The sequence below is a fragment of the Ferrimicrobium acidiphilum DSM 19497 genome (genome assembly GCF_000949255.1).
GTDB lineage: Bacteria > Actinomycetota > Acidimicrobiia > Acidimicrobiales > Acidimicrobiaceae > Ferrimicrobium > Ferrimicrobium acidiphilum.
Map to the genome: position 1 here is coordinate 1 of NZ_JXUW01000048.1, position 15140 is coordinate 15140.

Here is a 15140-nt window from a genome sequence, read left to right on the forward strand (position 1 = left end):
ACGACGTAGATCCATGTCTGGTACCTGCTGGCTTTCGCTTGCCGGCTGACTCATAACTAGCAGGTGCTAGTCCAGCCCAGGCACATAGATGTTCAGCAGTTGGGAACCTCGACATATCACCTCCAGTCTCAGCTATGATCACCTGAGCTGTGATGGTAGAGATTCCCGGAATAGATGCGACCAAGGCGACGGCAGGCTCAAAAGGGAGGAGACGCTCGCAGATCTCTTGGGTGAGTGCCCCGATAGCAGAGTCCAGATAGTCGATATGGTCGATGATCTGTTTGGCGACGAAGGCATGGTGGGCTCCGAAGTGTCCATAGAGTGCCTCCTCGAGTTGAGGGATCTTGGCCCGCATCCTGGACTTGGCCATCTGGGCCAGAACTGCGGGATCTCGTTCTCCCGCAATGAGGGCCTCGATGATCTCCCTCGATGAGGCGCTCCATACCGCAGAGGCGACCGAGGTGAGCTTGATGCCAGCATCTTGGAGAACCTTCTCGAGGCGTTGGATCTCCCTCGCCCTGGCATCGACCTGGGTCTTGCGATATCGGGTCAACTCAGCAAAGTTCACGGATCTCAGGTGGAGGCACAAAGCTTGGTCGTACCATGCCATGGGCTGCGACATCTGCGAGCCACTCGGCATCCGAGAGATCCGTCTTTCTGCCAGGTACGTTCTTCACATGTTGTGCGTTACAGAGCCAGAGTTGGGGGAAGAGTCCCTCCAATGCGTAGTACACCGGCTTCCAATATACGCCGGTCGCCTCCATCACCACGGTTGACACTCCAGCATCGACGAGGAACCGGGCCAAGTCCTCTAATCCTTTGCGTGTCGTGTTGAACGTCTCCTTGGAAAGGGTAACCATGCCATCTGGCTCTCGAACTCGCGTGCACGCAACGACGGTGTCACGGTGGACATCAAGGCCCCCCACTTTATTTGCTATCTCCTTCAACTAACAACCACCTCCTTGGTGTTTCAAGGGGCCGTCTCGCCAGGGGGACTACAAGAAAGCGAAATCTAAAGTTCGTGCTCGAGGCGACAATAATTAGTCCTCCTGATTCCCCGCATCAGACTAAAGGCGCGCAACCAAGGCTGCAAGAAACGTTCGATGACTCACGAGACGGTCCAATACAAGCATTACATGCATTTGTGGTGTTCGCTAGTTCATCAGGACTAAAGCGATTTCGCTGTCCTGGCGCCACCGCCGTCAGCAACGCCAACAACTTCGCAACGCCAACGATAATGCATCACAACAGAAGAATTATGCTCGCAAAACCTTGAGCCTCAGGAATCGCAACCGCCATCGTCTTTCATCGCTAGCGTCTGCCACTCCGATTGAGATAAACCCACACTTCTAGCTCCAGATGCGAGTGCACAAACACTAGACTGACCTGCGGTGAAGGCAAGTACACAGGGGTTTTTGGCGCTGGCACTCTCCTCTGCAATCTGGGGTGGAATGTACGTGGCGAGTGATGCGCTCATGCGCACTATGCCACCGTTGGTGGTGCTCGAATTCCGTGAGGGCATCTCTGCTATAATCCTGTTAGCCATCGCAGCCCGCCACCGTCAACTTCACATCGATCGACACGACTATCTTCCGATGTTCGGAGTTGGCATCATCGGCTTTAGCGTCTCGATCGGGTTTCAGTTCTATGGAACTCACGCTGCCGGTGCAGCCCTTGGTTCGCTGGTCACCGCGTCATCTCCGGTTCTGATAGCACTCCTTGGCGCCCTGGTCCTCAAGGAGCATGTCCCGACACGCCGATGGCTTGCGATTGGGATCGCCTTCGTCGGAGTCGTCGTGATCGTCGGCACCCCAGCGCCTGGCAAGGACACAGCGCTTGGAGTCTCACTCCTGCTGGTCGCCGCCGTCTGTTGGTCGATCTACACCATAGGATCGACCTCTCTGCTTACTCGCTACTCGGCGCTCACTGTGGTTACCATAGCTTGCACGGTTGGGGCGATCACATCGCTTCCGTTCGCGAGCATCGCCTACCTGCATGCTCGTCATCCCCTACCCATGAACCTCGCCGGCTGGGGAGAGGTGCTCTACATCAGCGTCATTGGAATGGCGCTTGCATTCTTCCTCTGGGTGTGGGGTTTCAAACACGTCAGCGCCTCGCGTGGTGGCGTCCTGTTGCTTTTTCAGCCGCTAGTAGGCATCGTTCTAGGCATCGTGTTATTGGGGGAGACGGTGTCAATCGGTACACTCCTTGGAGCCGTTCTCGTGTGTGCTGGCGTCACTCTTGCTGTCGTCGAGCGCAAGCCACCGCTCGCGCTAGAGCCGATGCCATGAGGTTGCAGCTCCGCAACCACCCTGGGGTCTGGTCAACCGAGATCTACAACACAGATCCTCTACGAAATGCGTGGCAGACCTCTAGTGGATAGCCAATGAAGCAAGGCTCGATGATGGCGGTGGATACAACGACTTATCATGAGTGACACAGACCTCGAACTCACCACTCACCCAGGTCATCGGCTAGGCACGATCGTCTTCGACCCAAGAGGGGGATCGTTACTTGCGATCACCGGCGACCTCCCTCATCGATTCAGCACAGACGACCTACGCCGCTATCGACCATTGATCTCCGCTGGGGTCGCAACGCTGTCTCCACTATCGCCTAGGCGGCCTACGGTATCGGTCGTCATACCCGCACGCAACCCTCCAGCCGACAGCTTTGACGACCTGGTTGGCAACCTCGCCAGTTCTCCTTGGGTTCAGGAGGTTATCGTCGTTGACGACGGCTCCGATCAGCCTATTACGGTTGAGGGAGCGACCGTCATCCGTAACGAAATAGCGCTCGGCCCGGCTGGCGCACGCAATCTCGGAGCGGAGCAGAGTAGCAACGAGGTCCTAGTCTTTGTCGATGCCGACATAGCTAGCATCGATGAAAGCCTCTTCGAACTGATCTCTATGCTTGGCAGTAATCAGATCGCAGCACTCGCCCCACGCGTGATCGAGAGTGGGCACCCCTCACCACTCGACCTGGGTCCCGATCCCACCGAGGTAGATGGCAAGCACCTAAACCATCTACCTGGCGCCGTCCTCGCTATAGACAGATCGAGTTTTGAGCTGGTTGCTGGTTTTGCCGAAGACCTACGCCTTGGAGAGGATGTCGACCTTATCGCTCGCATCTGTGCCCTTGGCCGATGGGCGATTTATGCTCCCAGTTGTATCGCCGTCCATCACCCGCAGTCACTCGCCACCAGGCTGGCAAAAGCGGCAAGCTATGGCTACTCAGTTGGCCACCTGCGCAGAAGAACACGATTGACGTTGACACCTCGTTTGAGGGATATGCCAGCATTGGGCTGGATAGTCATTGCACCATTTACCATGGCGGCCATTACCGCCCTGAAGAGGACGAGCCAGCTCAAACATCGATTGACACCGGAGCAACGCACAAAGGCGGCGCTCCTCCTCCTCGATACACAGGTTATCGCCAATGCCTCGCTTATCGTTCGCCAGTTTGGTCTACCGATGGCGCTGCTAGCTCTCGGATCACGAAGGATTCGTCGTGGGTTGATCACTGCCCTACTCCTCGAACTTGTACACCAAGGAGTCACAAAGACGATCTATGACCTCGCCTACTCGATTGGCCTCTGGCTCTCTCTAGCCCTCGAGACTTAGGATGGCACAGATCCGTGATTGCATCCATATCGCATAGCGACCGCTGGTCGTACCAGCCCACCGCGGCGGCTCTGCGAGCAGTCCCTCCGAGAAAGCAACCCATCCAGGTGTCGATCAGGTTGGCTATCCCCCGAGTAGACGCCACACTCATAGATCGCGCTTTATCTGGGTTATGCGGCCAATCGCGCAAGCCTCATCACCGCTGCGACGCCGCACCAACTGGTCACCTCTAGTTCCAAGGATCAGTTCGCAAGACTGAGTGCAGATCCAAGCTATAGAAACTCCATCCCATGATGACGAGTCCGCGAGCACATCGGTGCCTCTTGGTCGCCTAATTTCGCAATGCTATCGACTGAACTCGTCTTGGCAAGCAGCTAGAAAGGCAGAGTTTGTGCACAAGCGGAGCCGGTTCGCTGCCGAAACAACACAGTTACGAAGATAGTTTGCGACGTCTCAGTTAGTCCCACTCGGCGTCGAGCACGCCATTAGAGCGATCACTCTTCCTTGCTTTAATCCGCTGACAGCTAAGTCCTACTATTCGACAGGATTGGTGTTTAGCGTTGCCACCAAACCCCTGAGGTCGTGTAGCTCCTGGCGATAGCGCTTTAGCTGTGCAACCACGGAGTCAATCGATGCGCCACCTGCTGCAGATCGGCGGCGAACCGCAGCATCTGCCTCGATGAGAGACATCGCCTCCTCTCCGAGCTGAGGGTGCGCTCCGACGAGCTCCCTAAGCGGAACCCTCCGCTCCAGCGAGTCGCGCACAAGACCAGCTGCGACCCCATGGGCTCGACGAAAAGGAACACCGTTGGTCACCAGATACTCAGCGATATCGATCGCTTGCAGATACTCCGACGAGGCCGCCTGGCGCAGTCGTTCGTAGTCGAAGGTCATCGTAGATACCATGCCCTGAAAGGCGACAAGCTCACGCGTCATCTGCTCCACGGAGTCAAAGAGTGGCTCCTTGTCCTCCTGGAGGTCGCGGTTATAGGTCAAGGGAGTGCCCTTCAAGGTGACGAGCAGAGAGACTAAGTTGCCGACGTAGCGACCAGTCTTACCACGAGCAAGCTCGGCGATATCAGGGTTCTTCTTCTGTGGCAACATCGATGATCCAGTCGAGTAGGCATCATCGAGGCGAAAGAAGCCAAACTCCTCGGTGGTGAACATGACGATCTCCTCGGCAAAGCGAGAGAGATGTACTCCCAACAGAGCGATGTTGAAGAGGATCTCCACGATGAAGTCTCTATCAGATACCGCATCGAAACTGTTTAGGAAGGCAGTCGCGAAGCCGAGTTCGTTTGCGGTAAACTCCGGGTCGATTGCTAATGTGGTGCCTGCAAGGGCGCCTGCGCCAAGTGGTGAGACATCCATACGGCCGTAGGCCGCTAGCAGTCGATCGAGATCACGGCGCATAGCCCAACCGTGCGCCAGGAGGTAGTGGCCTATCGGCACCGGCTGGGCTCGTTGGGTATGGGTGTAGCCGGGCATCACTGCATCGCCAGCAGCTTCAGCTACATCGGCGATCATCGATAGGAACTCGACCACTCCATGAGAGATGGCGGAGATCGCACTCCGTGCGTAGAGGCGGAGATCGAGGGCTATCTGGTCGTTACGAGAGCGGCCGGAGTGGAGTTTGGCGCCAACATCTCCAATCAGCTCGGTCACCCGTCGCTCGACGGCAGTATGAATATCCTCATCCGATGGGAGGAATCTGAAATTGCCAGTCTCAAGCTCGGAGTAGACGGAGTCAAGCGCCTCGAGGAGCGAGGCGCTCTCCTCCTCATCTAGCAGCTTGGCTCGAGTTAGTCCATGCACGTGCGCTCTGGATCCTTGGATATCAAAGCGCCAAAGCTTCTGATCGAACGAGAGGCTCTCAGTGAAGGCGAGAAGCGCATCCGCTGGGGGTGCGCTCAGCCGGCTCTGCCATAGGGTCATGGCTGTACTCTACCCTGTCGCTTCGACCAAGTCTCAAGCCCGAGACCGAAGATCTTCACAAATCCCTCGGCGTCGAGGTGGTTGAAGGTATCGGCCCTGGCATAGGTGGCGAGCTCGTAGTCGTAGAGCGAGAGAGGGCTGCGTCTCCCATCGACGACAAAACCATTCGGTGAGAATCGAACCCGCACCTCTCCGGTGACCACCGATGATGCCTCCTCCATGAAGGCATCGAACGCCATCCGCAGCGGCGAGTACCAAAGACCATCGTAGACCAATGTCGCCCACTGCAGTCCGAGCTCGATCTTGGTGTGAGCGAGCTCGCGTTCTAGCGTAATGTCCTCAAGCTGACGATGTGCCTCGAGAAGGACCGTCGCCGCCGGAGCCTCATAGACCTCTCTCGACTTTATCCCCACTCGACGGTTCTCCACCATGTCGATGCGACCAATCCCATAACTTCCGGCGATCGCGTTCAGGCGGGTGATGAGGAGGTAGAGAGGCATCTCCTCTCCGTCGAGCGAGACTGGGACCCCTTTATTGAACCCGATCACCACACTGTCTGGAACCGACCCATGCGGCACGGTGTAGGCATAGATATCCGATGGCGGAGAGTTCCAGGGATCCTCCATCTCGCCGCACTCAATAGCTCGCCCCCAGAGGTTCTGATCGATCGAATACGGGTTCGCCCGATTGGCGTTCACCTGCACACCGTTGGCTAGTCCATAATCGATAGTATCTTCACGAGCAAAGCCCCACTCGCGAACCGGAGCGAGCACCTCAAGTTCGGGAGCAAGTGTTCGAATCGCCACCTCGAAGCGAACCTGATCGTTGCCCTTGCCGGTACAGCCGTGAGCGACAGCGTCCGCGCCATAGCGACGCGCCACCTCGACCAGGTGCTTTGAGATGATCGGGCGAGAGAGCGAGGAGACGAGTGGGTAGCGGTTCTCATAGAGCGCTCCAGCGCGTATGGCACGAGCGATGAACTCATTGGCGAACTCCTCTTGCACCTCGACGACCTCAGCTATCTTGGCCCCAGTCGCTAGTGCGCGAGCCCGCACCTCAGTGAGGTCCTCTTGCTGGCCAACGTCGACCGAGCACGCGATCACCTCGTACCCCTTCTCTACCTGGAGCCACTTCAGCGCCACCGAGGTGTCAAGCCCCCCCGAATAGGCGAGCACTACTGTCTTTGCCATCACATCTCCTCGTTGTAAGATCAAACCAAAACTTATCGGTCACACCTAGTGCCTGTCCACCGGTGAACACTCTCTATAACCTCTAGAGCCGACGGGGCGACACCAATTGGTTTAGCCGACGCCTCCCGTCTCAGCGAGCCTAATACCTACCCAAGCGGATCGCTAAGGCTGCAGGTAACCCATCTATCTCCAGCTAATCGAACAACCAACCACTAGCTGACTCCTCCACTAGCGTCTCAACCCAGCTAGCACAATCCTGAATGTCAACGCCCAATACTCGGCGGCGACTCGGGCACCGGAGAATTGCCGGACAGGCACCGCGCTACAGCGCCTTCTCTTCCTATCCGGTCATCAAATATCCGTCTCCGATGGACTCAGAGCCGAGTCAACTCGGCAGACCTGCAACGTCACGCATCAGCTTGGCAAGGTGAGCCCCGCCCATGGGTTGGTCGGCGAGGATCAGCACCGTGTCATCACCGGCTACCGTGCCGAGCACACCGTCTGGTCGTGTCCGATCGAGGGCGGATGCGACGACATGAGCGCAGCCCGGTGGGGTCTTTAACATGACCAGATCACCGGAGTTGACGACCTCGACGACCCACTCTCCCAAAACTCGCTTGAGGTACCCCTCGGTACTGATCTGATCCCTGGGTAGGTCAGGGATAGCGTAGATGCTCGCCCCTCCCGGACCCTTAACTTTGATCGCACCAAGTTCGTCCAAATCTCGCGATACGGTAGCTTGGGTAGCCGTTATACCCTCTTCGGCCAACATGTCCACCAACTGTTGCTGTGCCGAGATTGGAGCTTGGCTGATCAGCTTGGCGATCCGATACTGACGCTGATTCTTTGCCATTAGTCCTCCTCGCTGATAAGCCGGAACAGCCGTTCCATAGCCACCAATCGGTTTTTTGCCTGTGCCCAGACCGCTGAGCGCTCAGAATCAATCACCGAAGCAGCGATCTCCATTCCACGATGGGCAGGAAGACAGTGCATTACGAACGCGTCCTCTGGAGCGCTCAGCAACAGCTTCTCGTCGATCGCAAAGCCACGAAACTCGTCGACTGCTCCGTTAGCACCATATCCGTCTGCTCCCATCGAGACCCAGACATCGGTGTATAGAACCTGTGCCTCGCGCACCGCGGCGCTCGGGTCATCTGTGAGCTCTACCCGTGCCTCAGATTTGCAGAGCCTTCTAAAGGTCTCAAAACTCGCGAGGTCATCGACACCAAACTGGTGACCGGCGGGAGCGGCTACAGTGACATCCCACCCGATGGCAGTCGCGGCCTTCACGAGCGATCGTGCCACGTTGTTTGCGTCACCTAGGTAGGCGATTCGAAGGTTGGGAATCGGCTCTCGAAGATCGATCTTGAGTCGCTCGACAATCGTGATCACGTCAGCGATGGCTTGTGTGGGGTGCGCCCAATCAGTGAGCAAATTTACGAGCGGACGCCGATACTCTGAGGCGACCTCAGCCATCCGACGGAAGGTCTCATGATGTTGAAGACGAGCTCCGATGAGCTGGTGATGCTCGCAGAGCAGGTGGGCGATGTCCTCAGCGGTCTCGCGGCTATCGATCCCTATCTCATCGCCGACGAAAAAGACAGGCAAGGCGCCTACCGCATAAGCAGCACCAGCAAAGGCCGAACGAGTCCGAAGCGAAGGATGTTCAAAGACTCCTGCCATCGTCGCACCTATAAATCGGTCCGAGCCTAAGAAGGCATTCACAGCTCGGTCTGGATCTCCCAGTGCCTGGGTTGAACTCTCAAGATCACGATCACCCTTGGGGACTGGAGTCTCTCCCGTCTTCGGCATCAGCTCGCCCGACTCCATACGATCCGGGTGTGCTCTCCCTAGGCCGGTTGCCGGCGAGTCAGTGCATGCAGTTGGCTCAACTCGCGAACCAAGCGTGGTCGTTGGATTCGTCGACTCAGGGTCCCAACTCTTTACCGGGAGGATACCCTCACCAGGAGGATGAAGGAGCCAGAGAATCTGCTCCACCGAGAGCGCATCGATGTCGTCGATGATCATCCCATTACCTCCTCGAGAACGCTTCCGAGTATCTCGCAGCCCTGTCGTAATTCTGGCTCCGAGATGATCAGAGGTGGCAGCAGCCTCAAGCGATCCGTTTTGGGGGCATTGATGATCAGACCCGATGCCAGCGCCCGATTCACAACCTCTTGGGCGACTGGAGCCTCGAGCTGTAGCCCGAACATCAATCCTCGACCCTCGACCCTTGTCACACCAGCGAGTGGTTTGAGCAGCGGAAACACAACACTGGCTAGATGGCGAACACGTTCTGCAATATCCGAGCGCTGCATAAATTCGATCACCGCAACCGCAGCCGTGGTTGCGACCGGGTTGCCCCCAAAGGTAGATCCATGATCTCCAGGCTGTAGAGTGGCTCCGACCTCCGGCTTAACCACTAGTGCCCCTATCGGAATGCCGTTGCCAAGCGCCTTGGCCAACGTAAATGCATCGGGCACAATGCCATAGTGAGAGACCCCGAGCCACTCTCCAGTTCGGCATAAGCCAGTCTGGATCTCATCCGCCACCAGCAACACTCCGCGATCTCGCTGCGCCTGTATCAGCACCTCAGCGAAGCCATCATCGAGTGGGTATACCCCCGCCTCACCAAGGATCGGCTCGAACAGGACCGCGCCAACCTCCGGATCATCAAGGGCTCGACTGAGGGAACCAACATCGTTCAAGGGAACCTCGATGAACCCTGAGAGCAACGGCTTAAACGACTCCTGCTTCTTTGGCTGCATGGTGGCCGACAGGGCACCAAAGGTGCGTCCGTGGAACGATCCCGCTAGCACCACCACCTTCGGTCGATCCGGGCGAGCACGCCTTAGAAGCTTGAGCGCAGCCTCGATGGCTTCGGCACCAGAGTTGCAGAAGAAGACAGCCGCATCCTCGAACGGTGCAATCTCGCCGATCTTGGCTGCCGCCTGGAGTCCGGCCGGCGTGGTAAAGAAGTTCGAGGTGTGAAGAACCCTAGAGAGCTGGTCAACGAGTGCCTCTTGAATGGAGGGGTTGCTATGACCGAGCGAGGTGACCGCGATACCCGAGAGAAAATCGAGATAGCGACGACCTTGATCATCAAACAGCCAGGCACCCTCCCCTCTGACTATATTTGCCATCGGCGTCCCATAGAGCTCTAGCAATCTACCAGTCATCGAGAACCTCCTACGATCATCGTGCCGACCCCCTCGTCGGTGAGTAACTCCAACAATAGCGAGTGAGGAACCGTCCCGTCGATCAGATGGACCCTTTCCACACCACCCATCGATGCATCGAGCGCAGCCGTCACCTTGGGTATCATGCCCCCACGGATCTTGCCGTTATCTATTAGGCCCTGGACCTGGTCGACTGCTGCCTGCGCTATCAGCGAGTCCGAGTCGTCGATCTCGGCCAACAGGCCAGAGATGTTGGTGAGAAAGATTAACTTGGCCGCCCCAAGAGCCACTGCCAGTGCAGAGGCGAAGGAGTCGGCATTGACGTTGAGGAGTTGTCCACCGGTCTCAACCCCAAGACTCGCCACCACCGGAATCACCCCTGCCTGGACGAGCTCTGCGACCACTCCAGTTTGTACCCTATTTATACTGCCCACAAAACCGAGATCAGTCGAGATCCGAGACGCCATAGCCAACGAGCTATCGGCTCCAGAGAGCCCTACCGCCGCGGCACCTTGGCACCCTAGCGCTGTAACAATGGCTGGGTTCACGGTCCCAAGTAACGCCATCCGAACCACCTCGAGCATCGCGGCATCGGTCACCCGCAGCCCATCGACGAAAGAGGGGACGAGACCGAGTCGGTCGGCGAGATCATCGATCTGAGGTCCTCCGCCATGCACGATGACCGGCCGCATACCAACTGAGCGCATGAGGGCAACGTCCTCAGCGAGCTCGGTGAGCGAACTACCGGCATCGCTCAGCACATTCCCTCCGTATTTAATCACGATAATCTCATCATGAAACCGGCGGATATAGGGAAGCGCCTCAACCAATGTGCGCGCCCGCAGATGTGGGTCCGAGGTAATCACGAAGTCCCTCGATTCTCCTCTAGGTAACCGTGGCCGATATCGGATGTCAACACCTCAACCGTGTCCTGACCCTGACCAAGATCGATCTCGACCACGATCTCACGCTCCCCCATTCGATGATCGAGACGACGACGATCGGCCAAACTCAGACGGGAGGCCGACTCCACTCCGCCCTCACACACCTTGACCCCTTGATAGGAGACCGAGACCGAGGAGATATCAACCCCAGGAAGAGCAGCTCCAACCTCAGCCAAGACGCGGCCCCAGTACGGGTCTCCTCCAAGCAGCGAGCACTTCACCAGCAGAGAGCTGGCGACACCTCTAGCGGCGAGCTCGGCTTCAGCCACGCTCGCACCCCCAACTACCCGAATTCTGCCGACTCGACTCCCGCCTTCAGCGTCGGAGACTATAGAGTACGCCAGCTTGGCAGCCACCTCGAGGAGTCGTTCCTCGAAGTCTGGCCCGGGCTCGGCACCCACCTCGGAGGCTAGCAAGACGACGGTATCATTGGTTGAGGTACATCCGTCGATGGTGATCCGGTTGAAGGTCTGATCGACTACCCAACCAAGAGCACTCTGCGCCCGTTCAGCTGAGACCGTAGCGTCTGTGGTGAGTACGCACAACATGGTCGCCATGTTCGGCGCGATCATAGCAGCCCCTTTGGCCATGCCTCCCACCCGGAAACCTATCCCAGCCACCTCAGCCTGTTTTGCAAACGTGTCGGTTGTACGAATGGCGTGAGCAGCTCGCTCTCCCGCACGCGGGTCGGTTCCCATCTCTTCTGCTATGAGCTCAACTCCGGGTCGAATTCGGTCGGCCGGAAACGGGATCCCTATCAACCCGGTCGAACAGACTAAATACTCGTGTTCTTCGCCACCGAGATGCTCCGCACAGGCTGCGGCCATGAGCTCTGCCGCCTGCTGTCCAGCATCCCCGGTGAGCGCATTCGCATTCCCAGACGACAGGAGCACTCCTCGCAGTCGACCCTTCGTCTGATCGAGATGGGCACGCGATACAAGCACTGGTGCAGCAGCAGCTCCACTTTGGGTAAAGACCGCAGCGCCGATGTGAGCCATTCCATCGGTGAAGCCAACGAAGGAGAGGTCGAGAGCCCCACCCTCCTTGATTCCAGCACCCACACCTGCAGCCCGAATCCCCTCCGGGAAGGTCACGCTCATGGCCAAACTCCAATCTGATCAAGTCCAAGTTCCTCAGGCCATCCCTGGGAGACGTTCAACGCCTGAATCGCCTGTCCAGCTGCTCCCTTGACAAGGTTATCGATCGCGGAGATGACGACATACCGGTTCGTTCGTGGGTCATAGACCGGATGGATGGCGATAAAGTTAGTTCCCTGTACCTGTCGGGTTCCCGGCGGTTGCTCGGTCACGCGAACGAAAGGTGAGTCGGCATAGACCCCACGATAGAGCTCCAACAACTCATCGCCCATAATCGGCGTCTTCACCTGATCAGGTAGCGCATAGGAGGTGGCTAGAATGCCTCGGCTAATGGGGGCGAGGTGGGGAGTAAACAGCACTCTTCTTCCAAGATTCATCTCCATCTCGCCGGTGTGACGATGATCGAGCAGGCCATAGGCAGACAGGTTCTCATTGACACTCACAAAATGAGTTGATGCCTTCGGACTTTTCCCAGCACCAGAGACACCAGAATACCCATCGACGATAACTAGATCATCACTGATCAAGGATCGTACTACCAAAGGCCACAGGCCTAAGCTCGCAGCGGTCACATAGCAACCAGGTACAGCAATCAAACGTGCAGCCGGCAGATCCTGGCGAGTTACCTCGACCAAACCGTAGATCCGGCGCTTGAGAAGCTCCGGCGATTGGTGGTGTGATCGATACCAAAACTCATAGTCAGCCTCATCAGCAAAGCGAAAGTCTGCACCCAAATCGACCACGATTCTGCCCTCATCGAGGAGCTTAGGGGCAAGCATCTGACTGACGCCATGAGGTAGAGCCAACAACACAACCTCGGCATCCCCTAGATCAGAACCAATTGGCTCAATAATGCCGCCAAAACGAGGCTCCGAACCCGGAACTATCGAGCCAAGAGACTCACCCGCTGAATCGTGCCCGTGTACTCCTGTGAGTTCCAACCCGGGATGTCGAAGCACAAGCTGTGCCAGAACCTGCCCGGTGTAACCAGATACTCCCAATATAACAACCTTCATCGTAGATAAGTATACGTCTCTACGTATATTCATACCATCATCGATATCGAGAAAGCACCAACCGCTAGAATAAATACTTGACAGGAGGAACAGAAACCGATGACCTTCATCCAGGCCTATGAGCAGATGTGGCTCAACTATACAAACTTCAGAGGGAGGGCGGATCGCAGTGCCTACTGGAAGGCGATGGTGATCAACCTGGCGCTGTCGATCATCTTTCTCTTTACCACCGCACACTCCTCGCTTGCCTCGACCATCGCAGACCTCTACAGCATCGCAGCCTTTATACCAGGCCTTGCACTCACGATAAGGCGTCTACACGACACCAATCGTCACGGATGGTGGTGGTTTATCTGCCTAGTGCCCTTAGCAGGACCGATAGTTCTACTAGTCTTCCTAGCACTACCCTCTAATCCAAGCGAAAACAGATGGGGTCCACCCTCAAGTCCAGGTAAGATTCGAAGTTATTGAATCATCTATCGGTGAAACCTCACGACGGATTATGGGCTCTATTGACATTCATGTGGATAAACTCGCCCTTTCATAGGGTAACTTTAAGTCAATCGGTCCACAAGCTAGCATCACCAGTGCGAGGGTAGCCTTGGCGGAGTGAAACCCATACGAGCGGGCAATGATGGAGCGAACTTTGGTGTTGAGTCCCTCGACCCTTCCATTGGATACCCCAAGTATGGCGGAGGCAAGTATCCCGTCTCGATGAGTTCGGATGGTCTTTGAGAGTCGGATGAAACTTGATAGTCGTGAGCGTGAGGCTCGCTTGCACCAGTGATCGAGCATCTCATTCACCTCGTCGATTTCGAGGTCTCCAGCAAAGATCACCCGTAAGGACTCCTTCATCTCATAAGCTCGCCATAGGGCTCCCCCTCGTTGTTTGACAGCTAAGAGGGCTAGTCCCTGACGTTTGGTTAGGGTTCCTGGATTCTTCAACAGTGCCCACCTTGCCCCGGCGAACTTACGGGCATAGACAGGAGAGGGAAGCTTTCTCATCTCCCGCCAAAGATCCTTTCGTACCTCCTCTAGGGCCTCGGTTCCCAAGTAGGGTCGAACCAGAGCGCCCTGCCAACGTTTCCGCTGGTGGGTTTCTCTGGTCCGCCCTCCGAACCGGACTTGCGACTTCCACCGCATCCGGCTCTCCCCGAACCCATGCCATCTGGCTAAGATGCCTTCTCCTCTATCCCCGCCCACGGTGAAGGGATTGCCGCACCACGATAGCGGTAACGGGTCACTTGGACTGACCTGCAGTCAAAGAGTACTTCACCGTCTTGCTCGGGCATCCAGGCGTTGGCCAGGTAATGCCGTCGCAACCACCCCCAGTTCGCACGGCGATATTTCCGCCGTAGCCAGTGCACTACCCTTAGCCAGGTGTACTGGTGTAGGTAGGCAAAGCTATCTTTGGATACGCCATGTCGGAAGTAGTTTGTCCAGCCCCTCAGAACACCATTAATCTGGCGCAAGAGACTAGAGAGCGGGTTATTCGTTCCCTGTTTGGTAATCGCCTTAACCTTGGCTTTGATCGAGGAGAGCGACTTCTTCGACGGCCAGGTATAGACGTATGCCTTGTTTGATCCTCTCTTGGTCTGTCGCTGGATGCGAAAGCCGAGAAAGTCAAACCCCTCGTCAATGTGGACGGTCATCGTCTTCTCCGGTGATAGGCGTAGACCTACCTGGGAGAGTACCACCGCAACCTCGGCTCGCAAGGCCTCGGTATGTTCCTTAGTTCCATGCACCATTACAACAAAGTCATCCGCATACCGAATGAGTCGGTATGTGGCCTCCTTGTGCTTCCGGCGCGTAGCTCTTTGAGAACGAGTTCCCATATCGCGCTCCCAGACTTCGGCGAAGTGTTCGTCGAGTACCGAGAGTGCGATATTGGCAAGTAGTGGTGACAGGATGCCGCCTTATGTGAAGTAGACGATTATGCGAAGTTGACGGACATACTCCCATGTCAAGGTGTATCCATGGGCACATCAGCTTCGCATAACGCCGCTGTGGGTCAAAATGGAGTGGAGGATCTTCGCGATCCCGCTAACCCATTGAGGAGGCAATCACTTCATGTCTGAATCATTTTCCCAATTGACCACTGCCTTGGAGCAGGAGCTACATCGGCTGCACTACACCGAGGGGACGATCAGTTACTA

15 protein-coding genes are annotated in these 15140 nt (G+C 56.7%); 3 read left to right on the forward strand and 12 right to left on the reverse strand.

All coding sequences use genetic code 11. From position 1 onward, the window contains the following. The coding region (locus tag FEAC_RS13790) for a transposase (RefSeq protein WP_160290424.1) at window positions 1-568 on the reverse strand (568 nt) is incomplete at its 3' end. Further along, complete coding sequence (locus FEAC_RS13795) at window positions 555-947, reverse strand: IS110 family transposase (protein ID WP_082055669.1); 393 nt, start codon at window positions 945-947, stop codon at window positions 555-557. The genes FEAC_RS13795 and FEAC_RS13790, both read right to left, overlap by 14 nt. 444 nt (window positions 948-1391) lie before the next feature. Between FEAC_RS13795 and FEAC_RS13800 the strand changes: the two genes are divergently transcribed. Beyond that, on the forward strand, window positions 1392-2291 hold the full coding sequence (locus tag FEAC_RS13800; RefSeq protein ID WP_152623277.1) for a DMT family transporter: 900 nt from the start codon (window positions 1392-1394) through the stop codon (window positions 2289-2291). A gap of 138 nt (window positions 2292-2429) precedes the next feature. Beyond that, complete coding sequence (locus FEAC_RS13805; protein ID WP_035391706.1) at window positions 2430-3623, forward strand: glycosyltransferase family 2 protein; 1194 nt, start codon at window positions 2430-2432, stop codon at window positions 3621-3623. Window positions 3624-4157: 534 nt separating this feature from the next. Here the strand turns inward: FEAC_RS13805 and argH are convergent. The 8 genes from argH to argC form a co-directional block, all read right to left on the reverse strand. Then, window positions 4158-5558 (reverse strand): argininosuccinate lyase, encoded by a 1401-nt coding sequence (gene argH / locus FEAC_RS13810; protein WP_035391707.1) that lies wholly within the window; start codon window positions 5556-5558, stop codon window positions 4158-4160. Further along, complete coding sequence (locus tag FEAC_RS13815; protein ID WP_035391710.1) at window positions 5555-6748, reverse strand: argininosuccinate synthase; 1194 nt, start codon at window positions 6746-6748, stop codon at window positions 5555-5557. The genes argH and FEAC_RS13815 overlap by 4 nt, the downstream gene beginning before the upstream one ends. Window positions 6749-7133: 385 nt before the next feature. After that, complete coding sequence (gene argR, locus FEAC_RS13820; protein ID WP_035391712.1) at window positions 7134-7601, reverse strand: arginine repressor; 468 nt, start codon at window positions 7599-7601, stop codon at window positions 7134-7136. Next, complete coding sequence (locus FEAC_RS13825; protein ID WP_052566562.1) at window positions 7601-8776, reverse strand: ornithine carbamoyltransferase; 1176 nt, start codon at window positions 8774-8776, stop codon at window positions 7601-7603. Before FEAC_RS13825 ends, argR begins: the two co-directional genes overlap by 1 nt. Next, the gene (locus FEAC_RS13830) at window positions 8773-9927 is read right to left on the reverse strand and encodes an aspartate aminotransferase family protein (protein ID WP_035391714.1); all 1155 of its coding nucleotides are present in this window, start codon (window positions 9925-9927) and stop codon (window positions 8773-8775) included. The genes FEAC_RS13825 and FEAC_RS13830 overlap by 4 nt, the downstream gene beginning before the upstream one ends. Beyond that, entirely contained in the window at window positions 9924-10793 is an 870-nt protein-coding gene (gene argB, locus FEAC_RS13835; protein WP_035391716.1) for an acetylglutamate kinase, read from the reverse strand. The genes FEAC_RS13830 and argB overlap by 4 nt, the downstream gene beginning before the upstream one ends. Next, window positions 10790-11971, reverse strand: coding sequence for a bifunctional glutamate N-acetyltransferase/amino-acid acetyltransferase ArgJ (argJ, locus tag FEAC_RS13840; protein ID WP_035391718.1), 1182 nt, complete (start codon window positions 11969-11971; stop codon window positions 10790-10792). Before argJ ends, argB begins: the two co-directional genes overlap by 4 nt. Beyond that, window positions 11968-13017, reverse strand: coding sequence for an N-acetyl-gamma-glutamyl-phosphate reductase (gene argC, locus FEAC_RS13845; protein ID WP_081901267.1), 1050 nt, complete (start codon window positions 13015-13017; stop codon window positions 11968-11970). Before argC ends, argJ begins: the two co-directional genes overlap by 4 nt. 66 nt (window positions 13018-13083) lie before the next feature. On the opposite strand from argC, the gene FEAC_RS13850 reads away from it, so the two are divergent. After that, complete coding sequence (locus FEAC_RS13850) at window positions 13084-13455, forward strand: DUF805 domain-containing protein (RefSeq protein ID WP_035391722.1); 372 nt, start codon at window positions 13084-13086, stop codon at window positions 13453-13455. A gap of 48 nt (window positions 13456-13503) precedes the next feature. Here the strand turns inward: FEAC_RS13850 and FEAC_RS13855 are convergent, their stop codons facing one another. Both FEAC_RS13855 and FEAC_RS13860 read right to left on the reverse strand, forming a co-directional pair. After that, a complete protein-coding gene (locus FEAC_RS13855) occupies window positions 13504-14127 on the reverse strand; it encodes a transposase (RefSeq protein ID WP_082055670.1) in 624 nt (207 codons plus the stop codon). A gap of 29 nt (window positions 14128-14156) precedes the next feature. Beyond that, the gene (locus FEAC_RS13860) at window positions 14157-14894 is read right to left on the reverse strand and encodes a group II intron maturase-specific domain-containing protein (protein WP_336433123.1); all 738 of its coding nucleotides are present in this window, start codon (window positions 14892-14894) and stop codon (window positions 14157-14159) included. Between the last annotated feature and the right edge of the window lie 246 nt (window positions 14895-15140).

What these genes read in the sequence shown, in the direction of transcription:
- FEAC_RS13830 (WP_035391714.1), bottom strand. Translation starts at nt 9,927, where the DNA reads ATGACTGGTAGATTGCTAGAGCTCTATGGGACGCCGATGGCAAATATA.
- FEAC_RS13850 (WP_035391722.1), top strand. Translation starts at nt 13,084, where the DNA reads ATGACCTTCATCCAGGCCTATGAGCAGATGTGGCTCAACTATACAAAC.
- FEAC_RS13815 (WP_035391710.1), bottom strand. Translation starts at nt 6,748, where the DNA reads ATGGCAAAGACAGTAGTGCTCGCCTATTCGGGGGGGCTTGACACCTCG.
- argR (WP_035391712.1), bottom strand. Translation starts at nt 7,601, where the DNA reads ATGGCAAAGAATCAGCGTCAGTATCGGATCGCCAAGCTGATCAGCCAA.
- FEAC_RS13805 (WP_035391706.1), top strand. Translation starts at nt 2,430, where the DNA reads ATGAGTGACACAGACCTCGAACTCACCACTCACCCAGGTCATCGGCTA.
- argJ (WP_035391718.1), bottom strand. Translation starts at nt 11,971, where the DNA reads ATGAGCGTGACCTTCCCGGAGGGGATTCGGGCTGCAGGTGTGGGTGCT.
- FEAC_RS13825 (WP_052566562.1), bottom strand. Translation starts at nt 8,776, where the DNA reads ATGATCATCGACGACATCGATGCGCTCTCGGTGGAGCAGATTCTCTGG.
- argC (WP_081901267.1), bottom strand. Translation starts at nt 13,017, where the DNA reads ATGAATATACGTAGAGACGTATACTTATCTACGATGAAGGTTGTTATA.
- argH (WP_035391707.1), bottom strand. Translation starts at nt 5,558, where the DNA reads ATGACCCTATGGCAGAGCCGGCTGAGCGCACCCCCAGCGGATGCGCTT.
- FEAC_RS13855 (WP_082055670.1), bottom strand. Translation starts at nt 14,127, where the DNA reads ATGCGGTGGAAGTCGCAAGTCCGGTTCGGAGGGCGGACCAGAGAAACC.